We start from the raw sequence: 12909 nt of genomic DNA, 5'->3' as shown, positions 1-12909 counted from the left end.
TTGATAATGATGCTCACCCTACATGGCATGACCTGGGATCATCCGCGTGGCTATGACCCGCTTGTGGCTTGCGCCCAGCAATGGAAAGCGCAGACCCAGGTCGATATCGTCTGGCATCGCCGGTCCTTGCAAGACTTCGAGTCCTATCCCGTTCAGGAGTTGGCCCGCCAGTTCGATCTCATCGTGATCGATCATCCTCACGTCGGACAGATCACGCAGGAACATTGTCTGGCACCGTTGGACGAGCCTCAGCGTCAGGCCGATCTAAACGCCATTGCGCGTGACGCGGTGGGCGCATCGCTGCAAAGCTATCAATGGGATGGACGTATCTGGGCGCTGCCTATTGATGCCGCCACACAAGTCCAGGCCTGGATTCCGGGGCGTCTGGAACAACCTCTGCGTGACTGGGACGACGTGATTGCTCTCGCTGAGCAAGGTGCAGTCGCCTGCCCGTTGCGCCCGCCGCATTCCCTGATGGTGTTGTATACCTTGTCCGCCCATCTGGGCGGACTGACTCGTGTCACAGGGCCCGAGTTGTTCAGCGGCGATGCGCCGCACGAAGCCTATGAGCGACTACGCGAGTTGGCAGCGCTGGTGCCCGCCGATAACTTCGGCATGGACCCCATTGCCGTATTCGAAGAGGCGGCGCTACCGCAGTCTCGCGTGGCGTGCGTCCCCCTGATTTATGGCTACGTGAATTACGCGATCGAGGGATTCCGTGCACAGCGCATCGCTTTTGCCGATATGCCTGTGATAGCAGGGCGAGCGCCGCGAGGTTCGGCGTTGGGCGGGACTGGCATTGCCGTGTCGGCCATGCGCGAGCATGCTGTGCACGCGGCCGATTTCGCCTATTGGGTGGCAGGGGAATCCACGCAGCGGACCTTGTATACCGCGGCAGGAGGACAGGCAGGACATGGCCGGGCGTGGGAAGACCCCGCGGTCAATGCCGCGACAGCAGATTTTTATCGCGCCACGCGGGCGACGCTGAATGGCGCGTGGGTGCGGCCGCGGCACAACGGCTATATGGCATTTCAACATGCGGCTTCCCTGCGTTTGAACCAGGCTTTGGCAGCCGGCGAGACGTCTGCCAGTTTGCTGCATGATCTCAATCGTTTGTTTCGCGATAGTCTGGCGGTGTCCGCATGATGCAGGCGACGGTTACGGGCCAGCCACCCTTGAACGGCTTGCTGGTGCTCGACTTGAGCCAGTTTTTGTCTGGGCCGTCCGCTGCCTTGCGGCTCGGGGATTTAGGCGCGCGCGTCATCAAAGTCGAACGTCCCGAGGGGGGTGATATCTGCCGTCATTTGTACTTGAGCGATACCGATCTGGGCGGCGACTCGACCTTGTTTCACGCCATCAATCGCAATAAGGAAAGCTTCGCTGCCGATCTGAAAGACGCAGGCGATCTGGCGTACGTGCGTGAACTGATTCGCCATGCGGATGTGTTGATCCAGAATTTCCGACCCGGCGTCATTGAGCGGCTGGGGCTGGGGTATGACGAGGTCCGCCAAATCAATCCGCGTCTGATTTATGCTGGAATCTCGGGTTATGGAGAGAACGGCCCGTGGGTGGGATTGCCGGGGCAGGACCTGCTGGCGCAAGCCGTGTCGGGAGCCATGTGGTTGACGGGAAATCGCGATGACGGCCCCGTGCCGTTTGGGTTATCCGTGGCCGACATGCTGGCAGGGCATGCGCTCGTCGAAGGCATTCTGGCCAGCCTGGTACGGCGCTCGATAACGGGCGAAGGCGCATGGGTGCAGACCAGCCTGCTCGAGGCGCTGATCGACTTTCAGTTCGAGGTCCTCACGACGCATTTGAACGACGGCGGCCGTTTGCCGCGGCGATCGGCTGCATTCAACGGCCATGCCTATTTGGCTGCGCCGTACGGGGTCTACCCCACGCGGGATGGCTACCTGGCAGTGGCGATGATGCCGTTGGCGCAGTTGCGCGACAGTTTGCCGTTGCCCGGGCTGCAGGCTTACTGTGACGATGCGTCGGCCGGCTTTGAGCATCGCGACGTCATCAAGCAGTTGATTGCCGATTGCCTGGCTCAACGCGATACCGCGCATTGGTTGACTGTGCTGCAGAAGGCGGGCATCTGGTGTGCCGAAGTCTACGATTGGCCCAAGCTGCTGCAAAGCGAAGCCATGCGTCGTCTGGATATGCTCCAGGTGGTATCGCGTGACGCTACGCACATCACAACGACGTGCAGCCCTGTCCGCATCGACGGCCGCCGGTCGAGCACGGCACGGGCCGCGCCCCATATCGGCCAGCACACGGCGGCCATTTGCAATGAGTTCGGCCTCAGACCGCCATCGGCGCCGTCAGGGCAGGATGGTGCTCGTAGCCTTCCAGGACAAAATCCGTAGGCTCGACTTGTTCCAGCCATTGCGGTTCATATTTCCCGGTCACTGCGTAATCGGGGATGCGATCCGACAGCACCAGTTGCGGCGCGGCGTAGGGCTCGCGCGTCAATTGTTCGCGCAGCATCGGCAGATGGCTTTCGTAGATATGCGCATCGCCGATGAAATACGAGAACCAGCGCGGCTTGTAGCCCGTCAGGCGGCCGACCAGGTGCAATAGCGCCGCGCCCTCGGTCAGGTTGAACGGGGTGCCCAGGCCCACGTCGTTGGATCGGATATACAAGCACAGCGAGATTTCCCGCGTGCTGGCATTCGGCAGGAATTGATACAGCAGATGGCACGGCGGCAGCGCCATTTCCTCGATCTGCGCCCAGTTCCAGCCATGGAACAGGATGCGGCGATCCTGTGGGTTGTTCTGAATCGTGTCCAGGCATTGACGCAGTTGGTCCACTGCTTTGTACAACAGGACATGAGGCACCCCGTCTTCGTCGGGTTCGGCGACCTGGCGGTAGCCGCGGCCTAGCGCGTCCTGAATCTGCGCGGTGTTTGCGCGAGGCAGCAGTTTGTACGCAGGCCAGCGGCGCCATTGGACGCCATAGACCGGACCCAGGTCATCGGGGCCTTCACGATAGGGGTTGGCCAGCCAATTGGCGTTTTCATTGGCGTTCTGGTCCCAGACCTTGCAGCCCAACGCCCGGAAATCGGCCGCGCTACGTGCGCCGCGCATGAAACCTACCAGTTCGCCGATGGCGGATTTGAACGCCAGCTTTTTGGTGGTCACGGCGGGAAAGCCCTGTTGCAGGTCAAAACGCAGCGCCGCACCGGGTAGCGAAAGCGTCCGTATGCCCGTGCGGTTTTCCTGCCACGCACCGTGGTCGAGAATGGATTGAATGAGCGAAAGGTATTGTTTCATGGCGATCTGCCCGCCGATGCGGGCGTGATGGCGAGGCGGCATTCAAAAACGCGCAGCTGCCTCAAATTGCTTGAGCCCTCTCGGGGCAGCCGGACAACGTCCGGCCCTGGGAACTGCTTTACGCGGCCTGTGTTTCCTGCGTGTCGGCAATATCTACCGAGAACGTTAGCTCTGCCGTTTTTTCCAGCATGGCGGACGCCGAGCAATATTTCTCGTGCGACAGTTGCACGGCGCGCTTGACTGCGGCACGGGGCAGGTTCTTGCCCGTGACGGTGAAGGCGAAATGAATCCGGGTGAAGACCTTGGGGTCCGTTTCCGCACGGTCGGCGGAGAGCTTGACGCTGCAGCCGGTGACCGCGTGGCGGCCGCGCTTGAGGATCAACACGACATCGTATGCTGTACACCCGCCGGTGCCAGCCAGCAGCAACTCCATCGGGCGCGGCGCCAGATTGTTGCCGCCGCCTTCGACGGCGCCATCCATGGTGGCGATGTGACCGCTGCCCGTCTGGGCCACGAACAGCATGCCGTCCGGGCCGCCCCAGTTGATCGTGCAATCCATGAGAAGAATTCCTTGTGCGTGATTCGCGAACAAAGGTTGATGATAACCGCTACGTGGGTAGGCGCGGGGGCGTGCGGCAGGGGTAATGGCGCCGTCCGTATCCCGGTAATCTTGTGTCGCTCGCAGGGGCTTTCAGCGATCTGGGACTGTCGTACATCATGCGGGCAATGGCAGGGTGCCGTTCACCAGGAACGTATCGATCGAAAACGTCGTGACGACGGCCTCGCCGGCTCGTTTGAACGTGATCTTGTCTGCCGTGGTCTCGCACAACCACGATTGCAGGTCATGTGGGTGTTTACTGGCGAAGGCGCGAGGAGTGAACAGGGCTACGCAGAGGCCCTTGTGCTGCGCACGTGCCGAAGGGTATTGAAACGCCTCGATCCCAGCCGTGCGCATGGCAGACCCCAGTTCCTGGCAAGGCAGGTAGTCGCGCGGGTGTGTCAATTGACTGTGGTGGTCGCCAAACGCGGCATCCTGCAGCCGGACCCCGTATTTCGTGGCATAGCGCGCTGAGAATAGAGTGTGTTCGGTGTGCATGGTGGGCTTGGCCGGCGGGGCGTCCATGGAAAACCAGAACACAAAGCGGTAATAGGCCGATTCGGCCAAGGTGGTCTGCAGGTCGGCGCCGCCGTAAAACAGATTGGGTTCGTGCACGCGCCCATAGCGCGAGCCCCATTTGAGAGGGGGATAGCGAAAGGGCGTACGCAGCAGGTAATGCAGATCGGTGCCGTCCGTCAGGCCCGGTGGCTTGACCGATTCGAGGAGGTCTTCTAATAGGGCTTGTTCTTCGAGGGTGTCGACAAAGCTCAGCGTCGCGATTTGCTCCTGGCTTTCGACGAGACGCAACACGACACCGGACATTGGCGCGACATGTTGCGGGCCTTGGCAGGCTTCCCATAGGTTGGGGTTCATTAAATCTTGCCCCGGATGGCGTCTACGAACTGCAATACCGTAATCAAGCCCTGAATGCTGCGGACCTGCTGAGCGGGAATACCGCCCGTGACAGTGTTGGGGGTTTGCATGAAGTGGCGCATCCATTCGGGGTCACCGCCCGTCAGCGCGAATAGCGAACGGGCCAGTCGCACCAGCAGCAGTGCCAACTCGCCTTGTTTCGAGGATGGATCCAGCGCCGGTGTGTGTTTCAGGCGGCTGATGGCGGTACGGTGCACGCCCAGCACCGCAGCCAGATCGGCCTGGTTCAGGCCGATCTGGCGAGCGGCGTTCAGCACGGCCTTGGCCAGAACGGCGTCAGCAGAGAGGACGGGCTTGGGCAGGGCAGTCATGATGGGCGGCCTGAAATGTTCATATTGCACAAATTGTAGGTAAAAAGTTGGTTTTGCACAATTTCTCGAAGGTCCGAGGCTTCCAGTAAAGCTGCATTGGTCTGGCAATTCCGTACAATTCCTCAGGGAGAACCCTGCCATGGCAGGCGGAGTGTCCATTCAGGAGCTTGTTTTATGTCTGTAGCCCCCACGCTTTCCGGTTTTGCGCCATTTTCACGCCGTCGCGGTCCGCTTGATGCCTTGTTCGGCGAGGTGGACAGGGCTCTGAGGGTGTTGACCGGAGCGGCGACGGCGTCGCGTCCTAATCCCGCTGAGGCTCCCGAACCGGAGCCTGCGCTGACCGAGCAGGAAAAACGCCATGCGGCGGGGTTGATGCGTGTCAATCATGTCGGCGAGGTGTGCGCACAGGCGCTTTATCGTGGCCAGGCTGCGGTCTGCCGTGACGAGCCCGCACGGAAATTGTTGCTCGAAGCTGCTGTCGAGGAGGTCGACCATCTGGTCTGGTGCTCTCAGCGGCTCGAGGAGCTGGGCAGCCGCCCCAGTCTGCTTAATCCCATGTGGTATGCCGGCTCGTTCACATTAGGCGTGCTGGCCAGTTATGCGGGCGTGCCGCGCAATCTGGGTTTCATGGCAGAGACCGAGCGTCAGGTCGAAGAGCATCTCGATGGCCACCTGATGACCTTGCCCGAGACCGATCAGCGTTCGCGCCAGATCGTGAGCAAGATGAAGGACGACGAGGCCAAGCACCGCTCGAGCGCCGAGAATGCCGGCGGGGTCCCTTTGCCGGCGCCGGTGAGAGGGGTGATGCGAGCCATGTCGCGGGTGATGACGACGACTGCGTATCGGATTTGAAGTCCGGCGACGGTTGGTGCGTTGCACAAGAAAATCCTCATATGGATATGAATTACCTCAACGTGTCCCACATAAGTAGTTGAAAACTATAGGGTAAGCCCGCAAGGGTTTACCCTTTTAGCTAAAATCGCGTTTGATGCATGTGCTTGTTGCGGTGCGGCTTTCCGGTGAGGTGATGTGGTTTTGCAACACTCGATGGCGATCAAAAACCCAGTTCAAAAAATATCTTGCATCGCACAAAACGATGCGCTAATATTCATTCATGGATGTTGAAAACGCAGCGGCGCGGTGAATAACCCCGATGCGTAGCGGTCGAACCTGATGCAGTGTTCACCCCAACATGCCCCGGTTGTCTCCTCCACCCTCCTCCTTTGGTGGATTTAGCCCGAGATCGCAAGATCTCGGGCTTTTTTTTAACCTGAATTAATGTGTCCCCAATTTCAAAGGGGGCAGGCTGCTATTCGATATCAAATTCATTTGAACCGCCTCAACACGGGTGGTCTGCGTGGTGTGGCAACACGCTCCTGAATTTGTTCTGGCGTCTGCCAATTTCTTTGTCTCTCTTAGTCTAGGGATAGCATTACAATCCGTTGAAACGGTGTGTGTAATGTGTACCTGCGCCAATGGCGCCGTTACGTTTTGTGGGGGTGCCTTGCACTTGTTTATGCCCTGCATACAAGAGCGTTACACGCACTGTAGATAATGATGTGTTTCCGGGCATTCCGCCCAATCCGCTTTTTTGCCGCCGAGCCGGCTCAAGGCAAAACGCCTTCTTCTGAGGGCAACAAGCCGAAGGCGCAGCGTGGGGGTTAGATTTTGTGACTTGGTTGTATATCTGCGTGGCGGCGTTCATGGTTGGGGGGCTCATCGTTGCCTCCGAGCGCTGGCATGGTGCGTTTACCGGTGATAGCGACCTGAGCAAGCCGCAGGCCTCGCACACGCGTGCGACGCCCCGGGTGGGCGGCTTGGCCGTGTTGGCGGGCTCATTGGCGGGCCTGCTGGTGCTGGGGCCCAGCAACATGACGCTGACTTGGCTCTGGCCGGCGCTGTTTGTCGCGGCGCTGCCTGTATTTGTGGCGGGCCTGCTCGAAGACATTACAAAAGATATCGGCGCCAGCAAACGCCTGCTGGCGGCTTTTCTGTCGGCAGCGATCGCCTGGTGGCTGCTGGGCGGTGTCAGCCGTGTCGGCATGGCACCGGTAGATTGGGTGCTGTCGTTCTGGCCTGTCTCGCTGGTTTTCACGATGTTCGCCGTCGGTGGCTGTACTCATGCCCTGAATATTGTGGACGGCATGAACGGCTTGGCGGGTATGGTCGCCACGCTGATGGCCGTGTCCATTGCGCTGGTCGCGATGCAGGTCGGCGATATGCCCATCTTTATGATTGCGGCTTCGTTGGCGTCGGCGACGTTGGGCTTTTTGGTGTGGAATTTTCCGTTTGGCCGGGTGTTCCTGGGCGACGGTGGGGCGTATTTCCTGGGCTTCATGTTGGCGGAACTGGCCGTGCTGCTGGTGGTGCGCAATCCGTCCGTGTCGCCTTTTTATGCCTTGGCCGTGCTGTTTTATCCGGTATTCGAAACAGGGTTTTCGATCTGGCGCCGCCGTTTCAAGCGCGGTGTGCCGGTCGATCAGCCTGACGCGCTGCACTTGCACCAATTGGTGTTTCGCCGGTTGGTCCGGGTGACGTTCAGCCGCGGGCGCCGCCATGCGGTGCCGGCCTTGTGCAATGCTTTGGCTTCCCCATATATGTGGGTGTTGGCCTTGATTGGCCTGGTTCCGGCGACCATCTGGTGGGACAACGCCTGGATCCTGAGCTTGAGTCTGGCCGTGTTTGCGGCAGCCTATATCTGGCTGTACGTGCGGCTGGTGTCGTGGCGTCGTCCGGGGTGGCTGTTGTTGCCACGTACTCACTGAGTGAATGTCCTGACGAGAGGCCCACAACGGGTCAAGGGCCGCTGTTACAATTTTCCCCGTTCCTATTTAAAATGCCGTGATCGTAGCGCGGCAAAGGGAGAGCTATCTTGCGTATCGATGAGGTAAAACTTGCCGTGGTTGGCCTGGGCTATGTCGGGCTGCCGCTGGCCGTGGAGTTCGGCAAGAAGCGTCCGGTCATTGGGTTTGATATCAACACCAAGCGTATTCAGGCCCTGCAGGCAGGGCATGACCACACGCTGGAGGTGGACGATGCCGAGTTGGCCGAGGCCAAGCATCTGACATACACCGCCGATCGTGCCGAGTTGGCCAAGGCCAATGTGTACATCGTGACGGTGCCCACGCCCATTGACGAATACAAACAGCCCGATCTGACGCCGCTGGTCAAGGCCAGCGAGACCATCGGTGCGGTGCTCAAGCGCGGCGATATCGTCATTTACGAGTCCACCGTCTATCCGGGCGCGACCGAAGAAGACTGCGTGCCGGTACTGGAGCGCGTGTCGGGCCTGAAATTCAACGAGGATTTCTACGCCGGCTACAGCCCCGAGCGTATCAACCCGGGCGACAAGGCGCACCGCGTCAGCACGATCAAGAAAGTCACTGCGGGCTCCACGCCCGAGGTCGCTGATCTGGTCGATGCGCTGTACAACGAGATCATCACTGCGGGAACGCACAAGGCGTCCAGCATTCGTGTGGCCGAGGCCGCCAAGGTCATCGAAAACACGCAGCGTGACGTGAACATCGCGCTGATCAACGAGCTGGCCTTGATCTTCAACAAGATGGGCATCGACACCGAAGCCGTACTGCAGGCCGCAGGCACCAAATGGAATTTCCTGCCGTTCCGTCCAGGCCTGGTGGGCGGACACTGCATCGGTGTGGATCCGTACTATCTGACGCACAAGGCGCAATCCATCGGCTATCACCCCGAAATCATTCTGGCGGGCCGCCGCTTGAACGATTCCATGGGCGGCTACGTGGTGTCGCAGTTGGTCAAAGCCATGACCAAAGAGCGTATCCACGTCCAAGGCGCGCGCGTGCTGGTGATGGGCCTGACCTTCAAGGAAAACTGCCCCGATCTGCGCAATACCCGCGTGGTCGACATCGTGCACGAGCTGGGTGAATACAACGTCGATGTCGACGTTTACGATCCCTGGGTCGATGCGGAAGAAGCCGTGCACGAATACGGCATCACGCCCGTTGCCAAACCGGAGCCGGGCAAATACGACGCCATCATCCTGGCGGTGTCGCATGAACAATTCGTCAAAATGGGCGCTGCCGAGATTCGTAAACTGGGCAAGGCCAAGCATGTGTTGTACGACTTGAAGTACGTGCTGGCCACCAACGAATCCGACCTGCGTCTGTAAAGAGGGTGGTATGAGCGAACGTTACGAAAACATCCAGCGCGAGTTGCGTGCCACGCCACGTAAATGGCTGGTCACGGGCTGCGCCGGATTCATCGGGTCTAACCTGCTGGAAGCGCTGCTCAAGCTCGACCAGACGGTTGTGGGGTTGGATAACTTCGCGACTGGCCATCAGCGCAATCTGGACGAGGTGCGTGACTCGGTAGAGCCCGCTCAATGGGCGCGCTTTACCTTTATCGAAGGCGATATCCGCGATCTCGAAACCTGCCAGAAGGCCACGCAAGGCGTGGACTATGTGCTGCACCAGGCAGCGCTGGGGTCGGTGCCCCGTTCGTTGAACGATCCGATCACGACGAATGCGGTCAACATCAGCGGTTCGCTGAACATGCTGGTGGCCGCGCGCGATGCCAAGGTCAAGACCTTTGTGTATGCCGCATCCAGTTCCACCTATGGCGATCATCCTGCCCTGCCCAAGGTCGAAGACCAGATCGGCAAGCCGCTGTCGCCCTACGCAGTCACCAAGTACGTCAACGAGCTGTATGCGGATGTGTTTGCGCGCTCGTACGGTTTCCGTAGCGTGGGCCTGCGTTATTTCAACGTGTTCGGCAAGCGCCAGGATCCCGATGGCGCCTATGCGGCGGTCATCCCGAAATGGACGGCGGCCATGATCGGCGGCGAGGATGTCAATATCAACGGTGATGGCGAAACCAGCCGTGATTTCTGCTTTGTGGACAACGCTGTGCAGGCCAATTTGCTGGCCGCGTTGGCACCCGAAGAAGGCATCAACCAGGTTTACAACGTGGCCTATAGCGGCCGCACGACGTTGACCCAGTTGTACGGCTTTCTGGCCAAAACCTTGGCCACGCAGGGCGTGCAATACGACAAGAAACCGGTATACGTGGATTTCCGCGCAGGCGATGTACGGCATTCGCAGGCCGATATCGGCAAGGCAAGCAAACTGCTGGGTTATCAGCCCGCGTTCGATATTCTGCGTGGCCTGGAAACCGCGATGCCCTGGTACGTCAAATTCCTGGGTTGATCATTCGAAAGGCCGTGGGCGCGCTCTGCCGAGCCGCCCGCGCGCCAGGCGGTCGCTTTTACCGCGACGAATCATAGGCGAGTGGGAGAATTCTTGAAAGCGCTCATTCGCAGAGTCAACGCGATCCATCCGGATCATCAACGCATCTTCAAGGCTGCGTTTCGGGTGGCGGTCTTCTTGATCCTGGGCAAGGCCGCCGGCGCCGTCAAGGAAATGGCGGTCGCGTACCGTTATGGCATCAGCGATGCGGTAGATGCCTATCAGTTCACGATGACCATGACCAACTGGTTGCCGGTCACGATCGTGGGCGTCCTGGGGGTGGTATTGATCCCTGTGCTCGTGCGCCTGCGGCGCACGGGGGGCAAGGAACGCGACCTGTTCATCAGTGAGCTCCAGGGCTGGATGCTGATGCTGGGGCTGTTGTTGGCCGTGGCGACTGCACTGGCCTGGCCTTGGGTGTTGCAATGGCTGGGCAGTGGCCTGTCTGTACAGGTCGCCAGCATGAGCACGGATTTGCTGCTGGCGTTTGCACCGGTGACGGTATTTCTGTTGATGGCGGGTATCAGCGGGGCGCGTTTGCGCTCACACGAGCGGCACGTCAATACCTTGCTGGACAGCGTGCCGGCCGTTGCCACGTTGGCTTGGGTCATGCTGGCCGCCGCCTCACCGCACGATGTGGGGCCGTTGCTGTGGGGCACGCTGGTTGGATATGCGATTCAGGCGGTGTGGCTGGCTTGGCTGGCTGCGCGCGCCGATAATGGCTTTTGGGGGGCTCCCCGTCTGACGATGCAGTCATCGCATTGGCCCGAGCTGGTGAGTGCGGCGGGCATCATGCTGGTGGGTCAGGTAGCGATGAGTTTCGTCGGTCCGCTGGATCAGTACACAGCTGCAAATCTGGGCGACAACGCCAACGCGACGCTGGGATATGCGGCTCGCTTGTTATCGTTGTTGATCGGTATTGGTGCCGTGTCCGTCGGGCGTGCGGCGCTGCCGGTGTTGGCAGACATACAGAGCCGTGGCGATGCGGCGCGGGCGCGTACGATGGCCTTGAAATGGTCAGTCTTGATGCTCGGGGCGGGTGCTGTTGCGGTCGCGATTGCCTGGGTGTTGGCGCCCTGGGGGGTGTCGGTGTTGTATCAGCGCGGCGCTTTTACCGCTGAAAACACGCAGGCTGTGGCCGAGGTGTTTCGTTGGGGGCTGCTACAGCTGCCGTTTTATTTCGGGGTGTTGATTCTGGTGCAACTGTTGGCGAGCCAGAATCGATATCGTGTCATGGCGCTGATTGCCGTCGCCAATTTTCTGCTCAAGGCTGTGTTGAATACGGTGCTTGCTCCGCGCATGGGGGCATCGGGCATCATGCTGGCGACGGCGTTGATGTATGCCTTGTCGTTTGCGTGTTATCTCGTGGTGGCGTTACAGCGTCATGAGCCGCCGGCCGCTAAGGAGACCGTTTGATGGATTCGCCCGCGATGCGTGAGCCGCGTGTCCTGATCTTCATTCATTCGCTGCATGGCGGTGGTGCGGAGCGTGTCGCCGCGGATTTGAGTGCGCATTGGGCTCAGGCCGGCTGGCAGGTCATGCTGGTTACGCAGGCGGATGCCAGCGAGGATGCCTACACGCTGCATCCGCACGTGCAGCGCAAAGTCCTGCACACGGTGGGTGAGGGTGGTGGTTTACGCGGGATATGGGCGAATGTGCGGCGCGTGCATGCTTTGCGCCGGGTACTGCGAAAGTTTCAGCCCGATATCGTGCTGGGCATGATGACGACGGCCTCGGTGTTGGCGGTGATGGCCGCGCGTGGCATGCCGTGCCAGGTGATTGCGACAGAACATACGCATCCGCCATCACAGACTTTGTCGGGGCTGTGGCAACGCCTGCGCCGGTGGACATATCCGCACGCCGCAAAGGTAGTGGCATTGACGCGTGGTACGGCGGATTGGTTGGACCAGCATGTGCCGGGGAGCAAGCTGGCGGTGATTCCGAATCCGGTGCATTGGCCGTTGTCGCGCGCCGAGCCGGTCGTCATGCCGCCTGTGGCCGATGGCCGCCGCCGTCTGCTGGCGGTGGGACGATTGCATCCGGACAAGGGGTTCGACCTGCTGGTACAAGCCTATGCGCAGATTGCTAGCCGGCATCCCGAGTGGGATCTGATCATCTTGGGCGAGGGTGGCGAACGTCAACGCTTGCAGGCACAGATCGATGCGGCAGGCCTGCACGGGCGTGTCAGCATGCCGGGGCGGGTCGGCAATGTGGGCGACTGGTATGCGAGTGCGGACATCTATGTGTTGAGCTCTCGTTTCGAGGGATTGTCCAATACGTTGCTGGAGTCTTTGGCCAGCGGATTGGCCGCCGTTTGCTTTGATTGCGATACGGGGCCGCGCGAGGTTGTCCGTGACGGTACGGATGGTGTGCTGGTTCGGCCCAATGGCGATGTCGCGGCCATGGCGGCGGCGCTGTCGGCGTTGATGGATGATGACGAGACCCGCCAGGCCTTGGCGCAGCGGGCTATCGAGGCGCGTGAACGATTTTCGGCTCAGCGGGTGCTGGGCTTGTGGCAACAACTTTTCGACGATGTGCGAGGGCAGGGCTGATCGCCCCGTCCGCCAGT

Annotated in this window: 12 protein-coding genes; 8 read left to right on the top strand and 4 right to left on the bottom strand. The window is 60.3% G+C overall.

Going from position 1 to position 12909, the window contains the following annotated elements; all coding sequences use genetic code 11:
- Positions 1-6: 6 nt before the first annotated feature.
- Both ACNA0J_RS08145 and ACNA0J_RS08140 read left to right on the top strand, forming a co-directional pair.
- Positions 7-1146: an extracellular solute-binding protein gene (locus ACNA0J_RS08145; RefSeq protein WP_415818262.1), complete on the top strand. Its 1140-nt coding sequence runs from the start codon at positions 7-9 to the stop codon at positions 1144-1146.
- Positions 1143-2369 (top strand): CaiB/BaiF CoA transferase family protein, encoded by a 1227-nt coding sequence (locus ACNA0J_RS08140; RefSeq protein WP_415818260.1) that lies wholly within the window; start codon positions 1143-1145, stop codon positions 2367-2369. The genes ACNA0J_RS08145 and ACNA0J_RS08140 overlap by 4 nt, the downstream gene beginning before the upstream one ends.
- Here the strand turns inward: ACNA0J_RS08140 and ACNA0J_RS08135 are convergent.
- The 4 genes from ACNA0J_RS08135 to ACNA0J_RS08120 all read right to left on the bottom strand — a co-directional run bounded on the left by ACNA0J_RS08135 (position 2305) and on the right by ACNA0J_RS08120 (position 5118).
- Positions 2305-3276: a thymidylate synthase gene (locus ACNA0J_RS08135; RefSeq protein WP_415818258.1), complete on the bottom strand. Its 972-nt coding sequence runs from the start codon at positions 3274-3276 to the stop codon at positions 2305-2307. The genes ACNA0J_RS08140 and ACNA0J_RS08135 overlap by 65 nt on opposite strands.
- A 118-nt stretch (positions 3277-3394) precedes the next feature.
- Positions 3395-3835: an OsmC family protein gene (locus ACNA0J_RS08130; protein WP_415818256.1), complete on the bottom strand. Its 441-nt coding sequence runs from the start codon at positions 3833-3835 to the stop codon at positions 3395-3397.
- A gap of 156 nt (positions 3836-3991) precedes the next feature.
- Positions 3992-4747 carry an RES family NAD+ phosphorylase gene (locus tag ACNA0J_RS08125; protein WP_415818254.1) on the bottom strand — a complete coding sequence of 252 codons (756 nt, stop codon included), beginning with the start codon at positions 4745-4747 and terminating at the stop codon, positions 3992-3994.
- Positions 4747-5118 (bottom strand): MbcA/ParS/Xre antitoxin family protein, encoded by a 372-nt coding sequence (locus ACNA0J_RS08120; protein ID WP_415818252.1) that lies wholly within the window; start codon positions 5116-5118, stop codon positions 4747-4749. Before ACNA0J_RS08120 ends, ACNA0J_RS08125 begins: the two co-directional genes overlap by 1 nt.
- 174 nt (positions 5119-5292) lie before the next feature.
- Here ACNA0J_RS08120 and coq7 point away from each other — a divergent pair, with 174 nt between their 5' ends.
- The 6 genes from coq7 (at position 5293) to ACNA0J_RS08090 (ending at position 12892) form a co-directional block, all read left to right on the top strand.
- Positions 5293-5970 (top strand): 2-polyprenyl-3-methyl-6-methoxy-1,4-benzoquinone monooxygenase, encoded by a 678-nt coding sequence (coq7, locus tag ACNA0J_RS08115; RefSeq protein WP_415818250.1) that lies wholly within the window; start codon positions 5293-5295, stop codon positions 5968-5970.
- An 818-nt stretch (positions 5971-6788) separates the two neighbouring features.
- Positions 6789-7883, top strand: coding sequence for an MraY family glycosyltransferase (locus tag ACNA0J_RS08110; protein WP_415818248.1), 1095 nt, complete (start codon positions 6789-6791; stop codon positions 7881-7883).
- Between the two features lie 107 nt (positions 7884-7990).
- Entirely contained in the window at positions 7991-9265 is a 1275-nt protein-coding gene (gene tviB / locus ACNA0J_RS08105) for a Vi polysaccharide biosynthesis UDP-N-acetylglucosamine C-6 dehydrogenase TviB (protein ID WP_415818246.1), read from the top strand.
- Between the two features lie 10 nt (positions 9266-9275).
- On the top strand, positions 9276-10301 hold the full coding sequence (locus ACNA0J_RS08100; RefSeq protein WP_415818244.1) for an SDR family oxidoreductase: 1026 nt from the start codon (positions 9276-9278) through the stop codon (positions 10299-10301).
- A 93-nt stretch (positions 10302-10394) separates the two neighbouring features.
- The gene (murJ, locus tag ACNA0J_RS08095; RefSeq protein ID WP_415818242.1) at positions 10395-11756 is read left to right on the top strand and encodes a murein biosynthesis integral membrane protein MurJ; all 1362 of its coding nucleotides are present in this window, start codon (positions 10395-10397) and stop codon (positions 11754-11756) included.
- A complete protein-coding gene (locus ACNA0J_RS08090; protein ID WP_415818240.1) occupies positions 11756-12892 on the top strand; it encodes a glycosyltransferase family 4 protein in 1137 nt (378 codons plus the stop codon). Before murJ ends, ACNA0J_RS08090 begins: the two co-directional genes overlap by 1 nt.
- Positions 12893-12909: the final 17 nt, after the last annotated feature.

Origin of the sequence: Bordetella tumbae, from assembly GCF_965139195.1 — a bacterium.
Classification (GTDB): domain Bacteria; phylum Pseudomonadota; class Gammaproteobacteria; order Burkholderiales; family Burkholderiaceae_B; genus Bordetella_A; species Bordetella_A tumbae.
Note: the sequence above shows the minus strand (reverse complement) of the source record. Positions and strands in the feature narration are given on the sequence as shown.